This window comes from Methanopyrus sp. SNP6 (genome assembly GCF_002201895.1).
Taxonomy (GTDB): Archaea; JAADCQ01; Methanopyri; order Methanopyrales; family Methanopyraceae; genus Methanopyrus.
This window is the reverse complement of the sequence record NZ_CP019436.1, coordinates 977953-994829: the sequence shown is the minus strand read 5'-3', so window position 1 is coordinate 994829 and position 16877 is coordinate 977953. Positions and strand designations below refer to the sequence as shown.

General features: G+C 56.9%; 17 protein-coding genes and 1 tRNA gene. 12 read left to right on the top strand and 6 right to left on the bottom strand.

Features of this window, described 5'->3' with window-relative positions; all coding sequences use genetic code 11:
* Nucleotides 1-5: 5 nt before the first annotated feature.
* From BW921_RS05550 to BW921_RS05540, 3 genes are all read right to left on the bottom strand, one after another.
* A complete protein-coding gene (locus BW921_RS05550; protein ID WP_168168781.1) occupies nucleotides 6-977 on the bottom strand; it encodes a flippase-like domain-containing protein in 972 nt (323 codons plus the stop codon).
* Nucleotides 922-1944, bottom strand: coding sequence for an RsmB/NOP family class I SAM-dependent RNA methyltransferase (locus BW921_RS05545; RefSeq protein WP_148688906.1), 1023 nt, complete (start codon nucleotides 1942-1944; stop codon nucleotides 922-924). Before BW921_RS05545 ends, BW921_RS05550 begins: the two co-directional genes overlap by 56 nt.
* A gap of 306 nt (nucleotides 1945-2250) precedes the next feature.
* Nucleotides 2251-2745: a metallophosphoesterase gene (locus BW921_RS05540; protein WP_148688905.1), complete on the bottom strand. Its 495-nt coding sequence runs from the start codon at nucleotides 2743-2745 to the stop codon at nucleotides 2251-2253.
* 121 nt (nucleotides 2746-2866) lie between these two features.
* Between BW921_RS05540 and uppS the strand changes: the two genes are divergently transcribed.
* Genes uppS through BW921_RS05510 form a run of 6 tightly spaced genes read left to right on the top strand, consistent with a single transcriptional unit; the run spans nucleotide 2867 to nucleotide 7076 of the window.
* Nucleotides 2867-3604 carry a polyprenyl diphosphate synthase gene (uppS, locus tag BW921_RS05535; protein ID WP_088336500.1) on the top strand — a complete coding sequence of 246 codons (738 nt, stop codon included), beginning with the start codon at nucleotides 2867-2869 and terminating at the stop codon, nucleotides 3602-3604.
* Between the two features lie 11 nt (nucleotides 3605-3615).
* Complete coding sequence (locus tag BW921_RS05530; protein ID WP_148688904.1) at nucleotides 3616-4731, top strand: PhoH family protein; 1116 nt, start codon at nucleotides 3616-3618, stop codon at nucleotides 4729-4731.
* Nucleotides 4728-5072, top strand: coding sequence for a hypothetical protein (locus tag BW921_RS05525; RefSeq protein ID WP_148688903.1), 345 nt, complete (start codon nucleotides 4728-4730; stop codon nucleotides 5070-5072). Before BW921_RS05530 ends, BW921_RS05525 begins: the two co-directional genes overlap by 4 nt.
* Nucleotides 5014-5772, top strand: coding sequence for a hypothetical protein (locus tag BW921_RS05520; protein ID WP_148688902.1), 759 nt, complete (start codon nucleotides 5014-5016; stop codon nucleotides 5770-5772). Before BW921_RS05525 ends, BW921_RS05520 begins: the two co-directional genes overlap by 59 nt.
* 21 nt (nucleotides 5773-5793) lie before the next feature.
* Nucleotides 5794-6333 carry a TIGR00288 family NYN domain-containing protein gene (locus BW921_RS05515; RefSeq protein WP_148688901.1) on the top strand — a complete coding sequence of 180 codons (540 nt, stop codon included), beginning with the start codon at nucleotides 5794-5796 and terminating at the stop codon, nucleotides 6331-6333.
* Nucleotides 6330-7076 carry an RsmD family RNA methyltransferase gene (locus tag BW921_RS05510; RefSeq protein ID WP_148688900.1) on the top strand — a complete coding sequence of 249 codons (747 nt, stop codon included), beginning with the start codon at nucleotides 6330-6332 and terminating at the stop codon, nucleotides 7074-7076. Before BW921_RS05515 ends, BW921_RS05510 begins: the two co-directional genes overlap by 4 nt.
* Here BW921_RS05510 and BW921_RS05505 read toward each other — a convergent pair.
* Both BW921_RS05505 and pyrH read right to left on the bottom strand, forming a co-directional pair.
* Nucleotides 7044-7235, bottom strand: a complete 192-nt coding sequence (locus BW921_RS05505; RefSeq protein ID WP_088335900.1) for a DUF2116 family Zn-ribbon domain-containing protein — start codon at nucleotides 7233-7235, stop codon at nucleotides 7044-7046. The genes BW921_RS05510 and BW921_RS05505 overlap by 33 nt on opposite strands.
* A 6-nt stretch (nucleotides 7236-7241) precedes the next feature.
* Nucleotides 7242-7913, bottom strand: a complete 672-nt coding sequence (gene pyrH / locus BW921_RS05500) for a UMP kinase (RefSeq protein WP_088335899.1) — start codon at nucleotides 7911-7913, stop codon at nucleotides 7242-7244.
* Between the two features lie 27 nt (nucleotides 7914-7940).
* Here pyrH and prf1 point away from each other — a divergent pair, with 27 nt between their 5' ends.
* Together prf1 and argS are read left to right on the top strand one after the other, a co-directional pair.
* Nucleotides 7941-9170, top strand: a complete 1230-nt coding sequence (prf1, locus tag BW921_RS05495) for a peptide chain release factor aRF-1 (RefSeq protein WP_148689321.1) — start codon at nucleotides 7941-7943, stop codon at nucleotides 9168-9170.
* Between the two features lie 16 nt (nucleotides 9171-9186).
* Complete coding sequence (argS, locus tag BW921_RS05490) at nucleotides 9187-10965, top strand: arginine--tRNA ligase (RefSeq protein ID WP_168168780.1); 1779 nt, start codon at nucleotides 9187-9189, stop codon at nucleotides 10963-10965.
* Nucleotides 10966-11093: 128 nt separating this feature from the next.
* On the opposite strand, the gene BW921_RS05485 is transcribed toward argS, so the two are convergent.
* Nucleotides 11094-11171 (bottom strand) — tRNA-Lys (locus BW921_RS05485).
* A gap of 253 nt (nucleotides 11172-11424) precedes the next feature.
* On the opposite strand from BW921_RS05485, the gene BW921_RS05480 reads away from it, so the two are divergent.
* Genes BW921_RS05480 through BW921_RS05465 form a run of 4 tightly spaced genes read left to right on the top strand, consistent with a single transcriptional unit; the run spans nucleotide 11425 to nucleotide 16864 of the window.
* Complete coding sequence (locus BW921_RS05480) at nucleotides 11425-13140, top strand: glutamate--tRNA ligase (RefSeq protein WP_148688898.1); 1716 nt, start codon at nucleotides 11425-11427, stop codon at nucleotides 13138-13140.
* Complete coding sequence (locus BW921_RS05475; RefSeq protein WP_210400440.1) at nucleotides 13133-14137, top strand: 7-cyano-7-deazaguanine synthase; 1005 nt, start codon at nucleotides 13133-13135, stop codon at nucleotides 14135-14137. The genes BW921_RS05480 and BW921_RS05475 overlap by 8 nt, the downstream gene beginning before the upstream one ends.
* A gap of 52 nt (nucleotides 14138-14189) precedes the next feature.
* Nucleotides 14190-15728 (top strand): Mur ligase family protein, encoded by a 1539-nt coding sequence (locus tag BW921_RS05470; RefSeq protein ID WP_148688896.1) that lies wholly within the window; start codon nucleotides 14190-14192, stop codon nucleotides 15726-15728.
* Complete coding sequence (locus tag BW921_RS05465) at nucleotides 15725-16864, top strand: acetyl-CoA carboxylase biotin carboxylase subunit family protein (RefSeq protein WP_148688895.1); 1140 nt, start codon at nucleotides 15725-15727, stop codon at nucleotides 16862-16864. Before BW921_RS05470 ends, BW921_RS05465 begins: the two co-directional genes overlap by 4 nt.
* The last annotated feature ends 13 nt before the right edge of the window (nucleotides 16865-16877 follow it).

The following is a 16877-nucleotide window of genomic DNA, read 5'->3' as shown; positions in this document are numbered from 1 at the left end:
CCTCCTTACCTTTCTCGCCGTGAAATACGTAAAAGACTGATCACGCCGATCGCGTTCACCATCCAATACGAGATCAGCCTGTCTAGTAGTGCAGCCGCAGCGCTGGTTCCCGGGTCGATCCCCCACAGCCTGTAAACCGAAGCAGTTGATATCTCTACCAGCCCAAGTCCACCGGGAAGTAACGGTAGGATACCAGCGAACATCGAGACCGTGAACGATACCACGATAACTGGTAGAGGCACCTCGCGTCCCAACGATAAAAACACGACGTATGTCCTGAGGATCTCACAACCCCACACTGCAGCCGATACCAGAGTACCTTGAATCAGCGTGCGACGATCCTGGAGGAGTTCTCGAAGCTGCTTCACGAACCTTTCCACCCACTCATCAAGCTCCTCCCACCGGCGACGTGCACGTACGCGACGAGATACACGGGACAGGAGCTGGAGAACCCCTCGAGCGACCCTATGCACGTATCGCTCACTCGCTAAGAGCCGAAGCGACAGTGTCAAGGCGGCTGTAAGGAAAGACACACCACCGAGTAGGATGACGAAAATTCCATCTCTTCCTCCGCTTCCCGCGATTAGGAAGGCACTCAGCAGTAGTAGTAAAGTCAGGGGAAAGTAATCTAGAACTCTATCGATGACGACAGAGGAGGCGATATCACGCGCCCGATACCTGGCCATACGAGCCAGCAGGTACACACGGAGTGGCTCGCCGCCGCTCCTGGCGCTCGGGGTGATGTTGTTCACGAGCATCGAGACATTATTGACCGTGAAGACTAGGCGGAACGGTGCCTTTACCCCGACTCTTACTAACACTAGGTGCCATCGCAGCGCCCACAGCAGTAGGTCAACTAGCTGGATACAGGCGGCGAGCGCGAACAGCCGCGGCTCCGTTCTCGCGATTACGGTGAGGATCTTACGAGGATCGAACGACAAGATCATGATGAGGACAACGGCTACACCCGCCGCCATCGCCGGTATTACCCGTCGCTTCATGACACCGTCGGACACGACGTCGACTCCCTCCTTCCTTAATGAGTACTGCGTAGAAGAATCCAGGAACATCCGCACGATGGGGTAGGAAGACAGCGCCATGACCTGAGCGTCTGGCTGGTCGAAGCACCGGCGTCTCGGGCTCAAGGTTTAGCTCCCGTATCGCGCGTTCGACCACGAGTTCGTTTTCGGTGGTCGTGAGAGTGCACGTGGAGTACAGGAGTCTTCCACCCTCCTTAAGGACCTCGTATCCGGCTCTGAGTAGCGAATACTGGTAAGACGGTAGCCCGAGTGCCTCCTCGTAGGTCGCCTCGACCCAGAGTTTCGGCCTGACACCCAAAGCGGTGCAAGGCGGGTCGACGAGGACAACGTCTGCCGTTCCCCGCAGCCTCCTGACGACCTTCCTGGCGTCTCCGTGTACGGTCTCGACCCAGTCGATACCCAGGCGACGGAGTTGAGCTTTCATCCGTTCAAGTCGTGGTGCGGAGCGGTCGATAGCTATTATCTTGGACCCCGGGCCAGTAATCTGAGCCACGTGAGAACACTTCCCACCCGGAGCCGCACAGAGGTCGACCACGGTTTCGCCAGGCTCCGGAGACAGGGCCTCTACGGCCAAGATGGAGGGCAGACCTTGGGAATACACCCAACCACGTCGGTATGCTTCGGTCTTCCGGATTTTTGGGGCACTGAAGGTGGAGCGATCGACGCGAACGGCAGTACCTCGGTCCCGTTTTTCCATCTCACGTCCCTGGAGTACTGCCTCACCGGATGCGACCGGGTGCCCGCGTTCCGAGATCACAGTCACGCGGTCACCTCTACGGATGTCGGGATCCGCTTGCACCACCCCAGGAGCGTAGAGATCCGCCCCCATGTAGACGCTCTCAGCCGCGAATTTGTCAGCGATCACGACGTGGTGGTTCCTCTCTACGGGGTACGGTCCTTTCACCTCAACCTCGACTGCGTACTCGGAGTAAGGGGACTTTCTAACCTCTCGATCGGGAAGATCAGAGGCTAGGGATTCAACGACATCCTCCGGATCCGCTTTCAGAGTGTTAACCCGGAGCGTGTAGCGCCGAACCGGTGTTCGGAGGGCGGCTAGCAGCGAGGGGTAGTCGGCTACGCGCTCACGGAGTACGTGCGCGAGTCGCGGGTCATCGAGTTCCGCCTTTCGGAGGATAGGAGTATCCCCTCAGCTCGGGTGGATCTCGTCACGTCTCAGGTGAAGGCCGTGATCTTCATCGGGCATGTCGGGTCAGAACTCGACGAACTCTACCTTCTTTTCATCGGGGTCGAGCAGCGCGGCCGTTCGACGCCCGGTGACGTACCCACACACCTCCCCGGGATTGACCACGAGCGTGTCTCCGATCACGCGCTCATCCGGTTCGTGAGTGTGGCCGTAAACTACCAGGTCGTACTCACCACAGTGGGCGAGGGCCTCGACTACGGCCTCTTCGGTGCCGTGGACCATGGCCACTCGGAAACCCAAGATCTCACCCGTGAAGACCTCACCGACCAGCTCGAACCCCACTTCCTCCGCCTTCTCGCGTAAATAGTCACGCTCGCCGTCGTTGTTTCCAAAAACCCCTATAAACTCGTCACACTCAACCTTCGCGAGCACAGGGAGGGTGAAGGGAGCCACGTAGTCACCCGCATGGAGTACGACCTCAACGTTCGCCTCGTTCAGCTCTCTAGCAAGCCGTTCGATGGCCTTCAGGTTGTCGTGGGTGTCCGACAAGATCCCGATCATCGTGAATCCCCCTTAGAGGGGGTGAGGAAGGTTACCCGAAGTTTTGGAACGTGTCACCAGGGTGAACCCTCGCCGCGTGCTGCGGCAGGCCGTTCGCGTCTCGCTTAAGCCGGTATATAAGATGTACGAGAGAATACTTGAGGAGAAAGTGAAGGAAGGCAGAATTCCCGAGCATGTAGGCATCATTATGGACGGAAACAGAAGGTTCGCCCGAGAGCTTGGGTTGGAACCGTGGGAAGGTCATCGGTACGGAGCCGACAAGCTCGAGGACGTGTTGGAGTGGTGCCTCGACTTAGGTGTTAAGGCTGTTACCGTTTATGCGCTGTCTACCGAGAACCTGAACCGACCGAAGGAAGAGCTCAAGCGGCTCTTCGACCTCATGGAAGAGCGGTTTAAGGCACTCGCGGAGAGCGAGCGGATCCATCGACGAAAGGTCGCCGTCCGTGCCGTCGGGAGGCTCCATCTTCTCCCTACCCGTGTCCGCAGAGCGATCAAAAAGGCAGAACGCGCCACTAAGGAGTACAAGGACAAGTTCCTGAACGTCGCCGTAGCCTACGGTGGTAGGCAGGAGATCGTCGACGCGGTCCGCGAGATAGCGCACGACGTGAAAGTCGGCCGGCTCGAACCCGATGAGATCGATGAAGGAACGTTCAGAAAGTACGTATACGTGGGAGATCTTCCGGATCCGGAGCTGATCATAAGAACCAGTGGTGAGGAAAGGCTTAGCAACTTCCTGCTCTGGTACTCCGCGTACTCCGAGCTGTACTTTGTGGACGTCTATTGGCCTGAGTTTCGGAAGATTGACCTGCTGCGCGCGATCCGTGAATTCCAGAAGCGTGAAAGAAGATTCGGACGGTAGGGGGGAAAGGAATGGAGGAATTGATGAGTGTAGAGCCGCAGACCGAAGGACAGGAGCGACTAGTCGAAGCGCTGCTAAACGAGGAGAATGAGATAGTGGCCGTGTTCGGCCCCACGGGCACCGGTAAGACCCTGTTCTGTGCGGCGTATGGCGTGCAGGCCGTGATGGAGGGTGAATACGACCGGTTCATAGTGACTCGTCCGCTCGTCGACGTGGCCACCAAGCAAGAGATGAGCTCCGCGGACTTGCCCGAGAAGTTCGAAGAGATGGTAGTTACCCCGGTCATGGACGTGCTTTCGCGGTTCACCGGGCGGGACGAGCTCCAGCAGTTAGTGGACGAGGGCAAGATCATGATTGTGGATACGCACTTCGTCCGTGGACGCACGTTCGACGACGCCGTGATACTACTGGATGAAGTCCAGAACATGATGCCAGAGAACGCGGGTGAGGTGTTGGCGAGAATGGGTCACAACTCACGGCTCCTGATTACAGGTGATCCGGTGCTCCAGAAGGACATCGACATCGACCGGTGCGGAGCCACCGTGATGCGTGAGGTCTTGGCCGAGGAACCCAAGGCTGAAGTCGTGGACCTGGGGACGAGGGATATCGTGCGTCCCGGTGCTGAGCGGGGTGTGCACCTACAGCTGGAGATCAGAGTCCGTAACAGGGAGATGAACGACGTGGAACGGGAGATCATGGACGTGGTCCAAGTCGAGGCACCGGACGCCGACGTGCTGACTGTACTCTACGTGGAACCGATCGCGGAGGACCTCGAGATCAAGACCGAGAACGTTCCGCAGGCGGTGATCGTCACCAAGGAAGGCCACGTAGGTCGCGTCGTAGGGACGGGAGGTGAGCGTATCGATAGGATAGAGGCGGAGACGAACATGAGGATCGTCGTGACGCACCTTACCCTAGACTTCGTCGACTTCATAGCGGATATCCACCCGGTACCGTGGATAGGAGAGCGTATCGTAGACGTGGACATAGCAGGACCGAACCTGAAGGTGTGGATCGACCAGAAGGACTTCGGACCGTTCATGGGACAGCGGGGCAGGTACGCGCGGTACGTCGAGGAGGTTCTACAGGAACTACTTGGGATGGGACTGGAGGTCGAGCGGGCTTGAGCGAGCTGATGGTCGACGTGCACCTCCTTTCTCACAAACCAGTTTCTGAGCGAAAGCTCGAGGAAGAGGTATCCGAAGCTCTGAGACGTGCCGGGTTCGACGTATTGTCGGTGCGAGCAACCCGAGGATCCGACATCATCGGGACCTTCCGAGCCGTGGAGTACGTGATCCTAGTGGACGTCCGAGGTGAAGGTGACCCGGAAGTTCCAGTTAAGAGAGCCCTTCGGGACTACGGTCGCGTCGAAGTACATGTCGGAAGCAGGTCAGGATCGGGTGAGTGCGATGAAGAGGCGCTGGAAGCTCTATTCGAGGGTAATAAGGGAGCTGATAGCGGAGGGTAAGAACGATCGAATAGCGGCGGCACTCGCTCTGGAAGGATACAGGAGACCACCCGGTGGAGATCGCGTCCACGACGATATCGTTACGCTAATCAAAACGGAAAGAGGGTTGGAAGGAGCGTCACTTCACCCTGAGAAATGCCTCCGACTCCGGGAGATACTTGGGCTAAGTCTGAAGGAAGTGTGGCGCAGGTTTCAGGAGCCTCAGGTCCGAAGTGCAGCCCTCGATGCGGTGGCGAGCGCGGAGAACGTAGAGCCTGAGGAGGAGATCAACCTGCCCAAGGACTACGACAGAGCTGTCACCCTCCGAGCGAAGATCATCGCCGACACCGCCGAAAAGCTCGGTGACGAGGTGATTCTGGTGGGATATTCCACCCACATAGCGCGAGAACTACTGGATCGCGGAATACTCATTCAGATCGTTGACGAGGACCCACGTCTCAGGGTCGAGAGGAATATAAAGTTCTGTGAATCCGTACTGCTCTCTACGGGAATGGTGCTATCCAACGGTTCGCTGCGCAGGTTCCTAGCTTCTCATAAAGGACCTGTAATGCTTTACTCTCAGTCGTGTCCCCACCTTGCAGCCGTGCTGACGCGACAGGGGGTAGTAGATGCGGCCGTAGTGGAAGAGTTCCCCTACCACTTCTCTCCCGGTGGAGAGTGCAAATTGAGAGTCTATGAACCCGAGAACTCAACACGTTAACCGACTGGAGGTGGTGATGGGTTGCTCGATACGGTCAAAGATTATATGAGTGGTGTAATCAAGAGAAAAGCTAAACGGGGCAATCTTGACATTGCAATGCTGATTGACGGGCCGAATATGCTCCGTAAGGAGTTCGATGTCAGTTTGAAAGAGGTCAGAGAATTAGTCGAAGAATTGGGTAATATTAGAGTAGGATTGGCGTTCCTAGACCAATACGCTTCGGACAAACTTATTGAAGCTGTGGCCAATCAGGGTTTTGTTCCTAGAGTGATTCCGGGAGACGTTGATGTGTACTTAGCGGTCGAGGCAATGGAACTTATCTACAGCGATAACGTCGACGCAATCGCACTAATGACGCGTGATACTGACTTTCTTCCGATTATAGCAAAAGCAAAAGAACAGGGTAAAGTCACCATTGTAATAGGAGCAGATCCAGGATTTAGTACAGCACTACAAAATGCGGCAGATTATGTAATTAAGCTTAAACCGCGCAAGGAGAGGGAAGCAGAAGAGAAAGAAGAAAGCCCTGAAGAAGCTGAGGCCGCGGTGAGTAATGAATGATTAAAACCATAAGAACTCCGGTAGGCGAGTTCGAGCTGTTGGTAGATTCCTACCAGCTCGACCTGCTCCGTGACGTAAGACGCGTTTCTGTCTTCACCTCGATGGTGGTGGAAGTCGTAGAGGACACCTTCGCGGACCTTGGAGCTGGTACAGGACCATTATCGGTGGTCGCAGCCCACGCTGGCGCCGAGCGCGTTATCGCCGTGGAGAAGAACCCCAAACGAGCCAGACTTCTCGAGAAGAACCTCAGGAAACACGTCCCACGCGACGTGGAATGGGAGGTAGTGATAGGAGACGCGCAGGAGGTGGACGTGAACGCCGATGTGGTAGCATGCGAGATGATCGACACTCTGCTCCTAGAGGAAAAGTTCGTACCCGTCATCAACACCGTTCTCGAAAAATATGAACCGAATATCGTACCACAGGAAGTGCGGATTGGGGCGAATCCCATCGGCCGGCCGCCTAGGACGCTGAGATATCGGTCTGGTCTCCCGGAAGATATCGAACCACTAGAGGTAATCCGGACCGATAAGTCCATCCCAGAAAAGTTCGAGTACGAAACTCCGGAGCCGGGATACGAGTTCTTTACTTGGGTGGAATACGGAGGGACAATCGCGGGTGGCAGCGATGTGTTCTGTCCCGTCCTCGAGCTCCCAACACCCGGTGACGTGTTGATCGGCGTTCGCGGAGCTGGGTTGACTTCACTCCGCTCACACACCCCTAAGCATCAGGACCACACCTAGAGCTATGAGAATTCCTGCAATCACCCACTGAATCGTCGCCGCCCTCTTTCTCCTACGTTCGTATTCCCTTCGGCACTTCTCGCTGCAAAATCGCTCCCCTTCAGGGATTGCAGCACCACAAACGATACAGTGGGAATGTGGAGGTACGTGCTCCGCCAAAACCCTTCACCCCTCGATTATCGTCCCGTTATGACAACCTCGAACCACGTTCTCCAACCCGCGGGACCGGAAGTCCTCCCACGAGACCACGTGCGTGACGATTTGACCCCTTCTTATCATCTTGGCGGCGAGGGGATCCACCACGAAGCTTCCACCAGCCTTAAGCTCAGCGCGAACTGCCAGTTCTTCCAGCTCCTCAGGCTTCAGCTCCCGAAGCTTGCGTGCATCTGGTTCGCTGGGGTCTTTATCGTACACTCCGTCAACGTTAGTGACGATGACGAGAGGACTCTCGAGCAGCTCCGCGATCATGGCCGCTACGGCGTCGGTTGTATGACCGGGATGTGTACCACCGCAGACTGCCACACCGTTTTGCTGGACTACTCTCGCGGCTTCTGCTGGGGTCTCAGGCACGTGCAGATCGTGCAGACCCAACGCTGCCCCTAGAAGCATCGCGTTCAGCCGGGTAACGGCGATACCCATCTCGTCAAGTAGAGTTTCCGGTGTCCCGAGATTTCGCGCTACGTTTATGTACCGACGAGCGGTTGGCCCACCACCGACGACGACGCATATCTTCAGTCCGGAATTGAGCCCATTTCGCAAGATTTCGGCGGTTTCCTTGATGCGTTCAGGTTTATCCACGTTTACAACCGAGCCCCCCAGCGCTACGACCGAATACATGCTATCTCACCCCTGGGGGTGTTCACGCTGGCCGAATCGTCCACGGTCGAAAGATATAGGTTCAGGAAGATGATAGAGAAACTGGAAAACCTGCGCGGACAAGGCACCGAACTCATCACGATTTACATTCCACCGGAGAAACGTCTGAGCGACGTCATCGCTCAGATGCGGGAGGAGTACTCCCAAGCCAGCAACATCAAGAGCAAGCGCACCCGAAAGAACGTCCAATCAGCTATCGAGGTCGTGATGCAGCGTCTCAAGATGGTCGGAGAAACCCCGGAAAACGGACTCGTAGTTCTCGCTGGTGTCGTCCAGGATGGTACCAAAGAGAAGATGGTCGCTGAGCTGATCGAACCGCCCGAGCCCGTGGACCGGTTCATCTACTGGTGTGACTCGAAATTCTACCTGGAACCCCTCAAGGAATACCTCGAAGAGAAGGACGTCTACGGAATTCTGGTAATGGATCGCCGGGAAGCCACAATAGGTCTCGTGAAGGGTAAGAGAATCGAACCCGTGAAGAGGCTAACGTCCGACGTACCTGGCAAGCACAAGGCCGGAGGTCAATCTCAGCGTAGGTTCGACCGGCTGATCGAGCACGCCGCCCACGAGTTTTACCAGAAGGTGGGAGAAGCCGCCCGCGAGGCTTTCGAAGACGTGAAAGATCTGAAGGGGATCATCGTCGGAGGTCCGGGTCCCACGAAGGAGGAGTTCCTGGACGGTGACTACCTCCCCAAGGACCTGAAGGAAAAGGTACTCACCGTAGTGGACGTCGGCAACACTGACGAGTCCGGGCTCCGGGAGGCCCTGAACAAAGCAGAAGAAGCGCTTAAGGAGGCCGAGCTAGTCCGGGAGAAGCGCCTCGTGCGAAAATTCATGGATGAGGCTGTGAACGGTGAGCTCGCGGCGTATGGAGAGGAAGTTGACGAACTCCTCAAAATGGGCGCCGTAGAGGTACTGCTGGTTTCCGAGGGTCTCGAGGGGTACAAGGCAACCCTACGATGTCCGGAGTGCGGGCACAAGAACATCGTTACGGTGAAGGAGAAAGGCGAGACGAAGAAATACGTGGAAGAGTGTCCGAAGTGTGGGGAAGCAGAGCTCAACGTGGAAGAAATCAGAGATATAGTAGATTACTACGTGGAACTGGCCGAACAGATGGGATCCAACGTCGAGATCATCTCAACCGAGACCGAAGAGGGCGCTCAGTTTTATAACGCGTTCAGGGGACTCGGAGCCCTGCTCAGGTTCCGACCCAAGTGAAGGGGTTCGCCCCACGTTGGCCGAGGAAACCACACCTCGTGACCCGTTTTCGGTTACAATTCGCACCATAAGAACGTCGATCCGGGACGCGATCTCGTCCGTGTACGAAGTAGACGAGCTGATAGAAGTCCCTATTGACGAAGCCCCACCCGTCGAGGATGCCGATCTGGCCACTCCGGTGGCACTCTCCCTAGCCAAAGAGCTTGACGAGAATCCCAGAGAGCTGGCCGAAACGATCGTCGAGGAGTCTGACCTAGACGACGTGGTGTTCGTGGAGAAGGCATGGGTGGAAGGCCCAGGCTTCATCAATTTGAAGTTCGACAGGTCCCAGTACGCGGCGCTGACGCTCAGGTCAATATTCTACTACGGAGAAGAATACGGATCACTCGACCTCGGTATGGGTCGCCCCGTAATCTTGGAGCACACTAGCGCGAACCCCAACGGTCCTTTGCACATTGGACACGGTAGAAACGCCGTCATCGGGGACATCCTAGCGAGGTGCATGGTCTTCACGAACTACGGAGTGGAAGTGCAGTATTACGTGAACGATATGGGTAAGCAGATCGCGATGCTCGCGTGGAAGTACATAAAGGAAGGGCGACCCGAAGTACCTGAGAGCGAAAAACCCGATGAGTTCTTCGGTAAACTGTACACCGAAGCCGCACGTGAGATCGAGGAAGATCCCGAACTGGAGGAAGTAGTTGAGAGGTTCCTGAGATCGTATGAACGTTACCTGGTGGAAGAAGAATCTCGGGCGGAGCGCATCGCCGACGCGTTCCAGACCGTAGTAGAGGAGTGTCTGAGAGGGCACATCCAAACGCTGGAGCGCCTCCGGGTAGCACATGACCGATTCGTGTACGAAAGCGAGTTCGCACGTGATGCACTGGAGATCGTGGAGAAGCTGCTGGATATGGGAGTCGCGGAGGAGCGCGAGGATGGAGCCGTGGTAGTCGACCTGGAAGACTACGGAATTGACAAGGAGCTCGTACTCACGCGCAGCGATGGCACTACACTGTACACCACCCGTGACATCGCCTACCACCTCTGGAAGCTCGGACGAGCCACGTTCGTGGTGGACGTGTTAGGAGCGGATCACAAGTTAGCAGTCGAACAGCTACGGGCCGTACTGGACATGCTCGAGGAAAACCCCGACCGTATCGACGTGGTGTTTTACGAGTTCATTCGTCTGCCGGAAGGATCGATGTCTACTAGAAAGGGTAGATACGTGACGCTCGACGAGTTCCTGGAGGAGGCCAAGGAGCGCGCACTCGAGAAGATGAAGGCAGCAGGTGTGGCGGAGGAACTTAGCGACGAGGAGCGAGAGAAGATCGCGGAGGAAATCGCCATAGGGGCCGTACGCTTCGCTATCGCCAGAGTGAGTCCCAACAAACCGATCGAGTTCGACTGGGATGAAGCCCTCGACTTCCGTCGTGGTGGACCGTTTATCCAGTACGCTTACGCGAGGGCCAAGTCGATCCTCCGAAAGGCAGACGAGGAGGTGAACCGCTTCGATGCAGCGTACTTGGACGACGATCACTCGTTCGAGTTGATCCTCAAGATGTCAAAGTTCCCACGACACGTAGTCCAGTGCGTGCGCAAGCGGCGTCCGGACATCCTCGCCGAGTACGCGTACGATCTAGCGAAGGCGTTTCACACGTTCTACGAGGAGGTTCCCGTGCTACACGTCGAAGAAGACGAGATCCGGAAGGCGCGACTGAAGCTCGTAGAGGCATTCACGATCGTGGCGGAGAATCTGATGAATCTGCTCGGAATCCCGACGCTGGAGCGGATGTAATGTGACTCCTCCCCCCAATCCAGTTGTTATGGAAATCGTGACGATTGTACCCCCATGGCATGAAATTCACCACGGAGCATTGCCGATCTCTGTTCAAATGTTATGGTTTTTATAACAATTGAATCGTTTGGTGGGCCGGCCGGGATTTGAACCCGGGACCACGGGATTAAAAGTCCCGCGCTCTAGCCAGACTGAGCTGCCGGCCCGTCCCGAACCGAGTCACCCTCAAGGACCTATATAGAAATTTCGGGTCTGGATCGAGCCCGGTACCGCGACTCTCCGTCACGGGGAGAACGTAATTAAGGAGCTAATGAGTCGGCGGTGCTCGGGGGCCAGACTTCACAAAAGATGACTCCCGTCTGGGTCCCCCGGGGGGAGAAGGCCGTCGCCTGTCGATGATCCCGGGGCCGGAGGACGGGGGACACCCCCCTCACTGGTTATCTTCGGGGAGAATGAACCGTGGAGGAGAGGGAACTTCGAGATCTCGTCCGTAGGTACGCTCTGGAAAACGCGGCCCGGTACGGTGGAAAGGCGAATCCAAACGCGGTGATGAAGAAGATCATGAAAGAGCACGAAGAGCTACGTCCTAGGGCGAAAGATGTCCTGAAGACCGTCAAAGAAGTGATCCGCGAAATCAACCGAATGTCCGAGGAAGAAATCAGACGCGAGCTGGAAGAACTCGGAGGACCGCGCGAAGACGAAGTCCGGGGCAAGGAAGGACTCAAACCTCTTCCCGGAGCTGAACCGGGGAACGTCCGCCTCCGGTTCGCGCCGAATCCTTCAGGTCCACTCCACATGGGTCACGCCCGTGCCGCAGTGCTTAACGACGAGTACGCTAGAAGGTACGACGGTACGTTAGTCCTCCGGATTGAAGACACCGACCCGCGTCGCGTGGATCCTGAAGCCTACGACATGATCGAGGAGGATCTGGATTGGCTCGGAGTTAACATCGACGAACGGTACATTCAATCTAACAGAATAGAACTGTATTACATGGTCTGCGAGGATCTACTAGAGCGGGGAGGGGCGTACGTTTGTACCTGTGATCCAGACGAGTTTCGGAGGCTCCGCGACGCGGGACAAGCTTGCCCGTGCCGCTCTCGGGATAGGAGGGAAAACCTTGAGCTCTGGGAAGAAATGTTAGACGGTGCTTTCTCGGAAGGAGAAGCCGTCGTACGGGTTAAAACTGAAGTTGATCACCCGGATCCTGCGGTGAGGGAGTGGGTAGCGTTCAGGATCGTCGAAAAAGAGCACCCGATGACAGGTTCTCGTTACCTCGTGTGGCCGACGATGAACTTCGCCGTCGCTGTGGACGATCATATCATGAACATCACGCATGTACTTCGCGGGAAGGATCACGAATCCAACACACGACGTCAGAAGTACGTATTCGAGCACCTGGGGTGGGAGACTCCGGAATACGTTCACTACGGGATTCTGAAGGTTGAAGGTGCTGTGCTAAGCACCTCCGAGATCCGTCGTGGGATCGATTCAGGGAAGTACACCGGGTGGGATGACGTCCGAGTGGCTACCTTACGCGCCCTCCGACGTCGAGGTATCAGGCCGGAAGCAATACGTAAGACCATCCTCGAGATCGGCTTAACCGACGTGGACGCGACGTTCAGCTGGGAACATCTCTACGCTCGGAACCGTAAGATGATCGACCCTGAGTCTCACCGGTACTTCTTCGTTCGTGACCCGGTCGAACTACGGATCGAAGGGATGAAGGAGTCGGTCCTGGCCCAACTGCCTCTACACCCAGATCGGGATGAAGGGGAAAGGGTGTTAATTCTACATCCTGAGAACGGCGTGGCCCGAGCACTGTTGGATAGTGAAGACGCAGAAGATCTGTGGGAAGGAGACGTAGTTCGGCTGATGAACGCAATCAACGTCGAGATTGAGGAAGTCGGAGACGGATGGCTGCGAGGTAGGTATCACAGCGATGATTACCGGACCGCGAGAGAGGCAGGTGCTCAAATCGTCCACTGGGTACCGCCCGACCAGGCAGTACGGTGCGAAGTCGTACGCCCGGACGGTAGCGTCGAGAGGGGATACGCAGAAATTAACGTTGAGCGCGAACAGGCCGGCAACACCGTCCAGTTCGAACGGCTGTACTTCGTCCGACTCGAAGAAGTCTCCAGCGGTGGAGTTAGGGCCGTATACGCACATGACTAGCCACCCCTCCAGCATAGCACTTTCCGGCGGCAAGGACAGTGTGGCAACGCTGATAGACGCCGCCGACAGGTGGAACGTTAAGGCAGCCATAACAGTAGTCCACGAGTTTACCGATAAGACGTGTTTAGAGAACGCCCGAAGAGCTGCGGAACACGTCGGAGTGGATCACGAGGTGGTCAAGCTACGACTTCGAGAATGGTTCGCGCGAGCTCTGAAGGAAGGACACCCTATATGTACGAAGTGTGGTAGAAGCGTCCTGACCGCCGCGTGCCTTCGCGCCCGTGAACTAGGATACGCAACTGTCCTCACCGGTCACGAGCTCCGCGGGAAATTCGGGAGGCGTACGACCCATCCCTACCCTCCGGGGATCACCGTGGTCCGGTACCCGGCACTCCGTCGGTGGACATGGGAGGACATCCGCGATATCGTGAGCGGTTTGAGCTGGTTCAACCCCGAGTACACGTGTCCGATCCGTCCGTACGGCGTGCACAGGTTCATAGAGGAGGTCGGGTACAATCCCCTGACTGGTCGCGCATGTACTATCATGCTGGAAGGTGTGGCGACACCTAAGGAAGCCCTAGCGTACCTCCGGGAGACGGAAACTCCAGAGAAGGACCCGGAACGTGTGCTGGAGATCCTGGGGTTGGAAGAGAAAGCAGCGTTCCCAAACGGTATCCCGGACGGACCTAGAGATGAAGACGAAATCGTCCGAGACCTCACATACCGGCTACTCATGTACGCACGTCAAGCCCTGAAGTCGCTGGTACACGGAACCCTTAACAGGGTCGAGCGGAGGGAGAGGTTCGCGCAACTGTACTTCGTAATGTCGGAGTACGGGAAAATCGACGACAGATTGGAAAACATCGATATCGAAGCGTTCGTACGGTTAGCGACCGGCGACGGGAAGGAAGCCGAGCGACTTCTTCACGACGTTAAAAAGCTCATGAGGTCGATACTAGCCGAGTACGGTCGAACGATACCGGGAGCGCGACCGTGATCCCCGACAGGTTCAACTCACCGCGTCCCCAGCCCCTCGGTGGGGTGCGCGGTTGGCCGAGCTTCCCTGGTCGACCGTTCTCGTGATCGGGGTCTGTGGGCCCGTATGCAATCTAGCGGCCCGAGTCCTCGCGGAGCGCGGATACGATGTGATCGCGTCGGATCTTCGGGATGAGTGCGAATTCGCCGAGATGCTTCTAGAATACAGCAATGTGGAGCTCGTGTTGGGTGATCATCCGCCAGAAGTCTTCGAGCGGGCCGAAGTCGTGGTACCTCCTCCGAGCCTATCACGCGACGCTAAGCCGTATCGACTTGCCGAGGATCACGGCTGCGAGATCGTGGAAGTGAAGGAGCTTCTCAGCATATTACCGCCCACACGACCGGTGGTAGGAGTCGGTGGTACCAACGGGAAGACCACTACTGTGGAGATGATCAGGCACGTGTGCGAGCAGCTCGGGCTCGAGGTCCCGCACCACGGTCTGCCTGGTATGCAAGGGAACGTCGGATTACTCCCCCCACTTCAGGCGCGTCTCCCAGGAGACGTCAGCGTCTTAGAGATAGCGACTTTCGGGAGGAGAGGGGAGATCCTGGAAGCCGCGGAGTTATCCCAAGTGGAGTGCGTCTGCGTTACCAACATCACTCCAGACCATCTGAACGAAGCGGGCGATTTCCTGACGTACGCCAGATGTGAAGTAGAACTGTTGGAACCGGACACCGTCGAGCTAGCCGTGCTGAACGCTCAAGACCCACTGGTAGTTGGTGCTCCCGAGGTGGCGGATTTCAACGGTGATATTGTATACTACGGGTTGGACGCGGAACCGTTCGGTACCTCGGAAAAAGAGTGCTGGTGCGGCGGACACGTTGAAGTCCATGAGATCCTCCCCTGGGTTGGTCCGTTCAAATGCCGAAAGTGTGGCCTGCGATCTCCCGAACCGGACTACCTAGCTACGGACGTTGACCTGTCCGGGTTCCGACTGATCTGTCCCGACGGGGAGTACGAGGTTCGACTACCCGTAATGGGGCTCCACAACGCTTACAACGCCCTCGCGGCGATAGCCGTCTGCTCCGAGTTCTTGGGACTTGATGTGGAGGATGTGATAGAGGCACTACAGTCCTTCGAAGGAGTCGAGGGTAGGTTGGAAGTACTTTGGGACAATGATGAGCGAGTCGTGATATTGGACTACGGACATAATCCCGCCGGCGTGGACGCGACGTTGAGATGCGTGAAGGAGGCTTACCGGGAGCAGCACGTCTGCGCGGTAATCGCCGTAGCTTCGGAGCTGGGACCGGAAGGAGACGAAGAGATCCTCAGAAGAGCCGCGGACCTCGCCGATCTAGTAATTGTGGCGTCGTACGCGGCGTACGAAGTCACGGACCGCATAGACACCGACAATGTGATCGTAGCGGAGAGCGCCACCAAGCCGTTCGAGAAGAAGGGCACACTCGGCGCCTCTCGAGAGCAGGTGTTGGACGGTCTCAAGGAGGCGCTCCGCTCGGACTGCGAAGTTGTGGTGTTGTTCGGAGAGGCTCCACTGAAGTATCGAGAGGAGATCTCGGAAGAAGTCGAGCGAGTGCTGGGGGGCGAAAAGTGAAGGTACTCTTCGTCGGCGTGAGACTCTTTCGAGACGTGGCGGAGTACGCCGGCTCTACGGGAGTGTACCGCATACTCACCGAGTCGAACCCGAGGAGCAAGAACTGGGAGCTGGCGGATGAAGTGCACTTCGTGCCGCGCGGTATGGAACACCCGACGAGAATCGCCCGCGAGCGGCGCGTAGACGGTGTAGTGCCACTCATCGGTGTGGACGATCCGCTGCCGGAAGTGGGGGGGATGAAAGAAGAATTGGAAGACGAAGGTATCCGTGTTACAGCGTCTGACCGCGAGGGCGTTGAGATCGGGATCGATAAAGTGAAGGCGAAACGCGTCTTCGAAGAGCTGAACGTACCGACGCCTGAATGGGAAGTAGTCGAGAACGAGAGGCCATCGATCGGTCCGCCGGTAGTCGTGAAAGATCCACGGTCGCAAGCAGGCCTCGGAGTTACGGTCCACGAGACGCAAAAGCCGAGAGTAGCGGGATGTAAGCTGGTGGAGGAGTTCATCGAGGGTGCAGAAGTTTCGATCGAAGTTCTATCTTGGGACGGTGAGGTAGTACCGCTGGTCCCGGTGTTCAAAGGATCCACGACGGACCGTCGTCATCCAATCGATCGCATGCGGATGAGCCCGGCCCCGATCGACTCGTCCGTAGAGCGCAGGATAAAGAGGTGCGCGGTAAGGGTAGTGAAACGCCTGGGATTAGAAGGCAGCGTGGACTTCGACGTGATAGTCCGGGAAAACGAGTTCTGGTTCCTCGAGTTCAACCCGAGACCCAGCGGCACCAGATATATGACGTCCGGATGCACGGGAATATGGCCGCTCCGTGAGCTAGTCGATATGGCGACCGACCGATGGAGACCGCCGAAGGTAAAGAAACTATGGTGTGCCATCGAGTGCCCCGTTTGGCGCCCTACGGACAAAGATACACTGCGTGAGATGTTCGACGGCGGAGTGTACCACGTGTTCTACGAGTACTACGGACGATTCGACGTAGGTGGTCGTGTCACCGTGAGGGGGGACTCTTTTAAAGGAGCCTTCACGAGGCTCCGCTTAGCGCTCAAGGCTGCAAGAGCGGACGTGAAGCGGGCCGAGCGCGAGTATCGGCGGAGGCTTAGGGAGATCGAGGAGTACTTGTGACCGTGGGGATCGG

What these genes read in the sequence shown, in the direction of transcription:
- BW921_RS05550 (WP_168168781.1), bottom strand. Translation starts at nt 977, where the DNA reads ATGGCGGCGGGTGTAGCCGTTGTCCTCATCATGATCTTGTCGTTCGAT.
- BW921_RS05540 (WP_148688905.1), bottom strand. Translation starts at nt 2,745, where the DNA reads ATGATCGGGATCTTGTCGGACACCCACGACAACCTGAAGGCCATCGAA.
- uppS (WP_088336500.1), top strand. Translation starts at nt 2,867, where the DNA reads ATGTACGAGAGAATACTTGAGGAGAAAGTGAAGGAAGGCAGAATTCCC.
- BW921_RS05530 (WP_148688904.1), top strand. Translation starts at nt 3,616, where the DNA reads ATGGAGGAATTGATGAGTGTAGAGCCGCAGACCGAAGGACAGGAGCGA.
- BW921_RS05520 (WP_148688902.1), top strand. Translation starts at nt 5,014, where the DNA reads ATGAAGAGGCGCTGGAAGCTCTATTCGAGGGTAATAAGGGAGCTGATA.
- BW921_RS05510 (WP_148688900.1), top strand. Translation starts at nt 6,330, where the DNA reads ATGATTAAAACCATAAGAACTCCGGTAGGCGAGTTCGAGCTGTTGGTA.
- pyrH (WP_088335899.1), bottom strand. Translation starts at nt 7,913, where the DNA reads ATGTATTCGGTCGTAGCGCTGGGGGGCTCGGTTGTAAACGTGGATAAA.
- BW921_RS05475 (WP_210400440.1), top strand. Translation starts at nt 13,133, where the DNA reads ATGACTAGCCACCCCTCCAGCATAGCACTTTCCGGCGGCAAGGACAGT.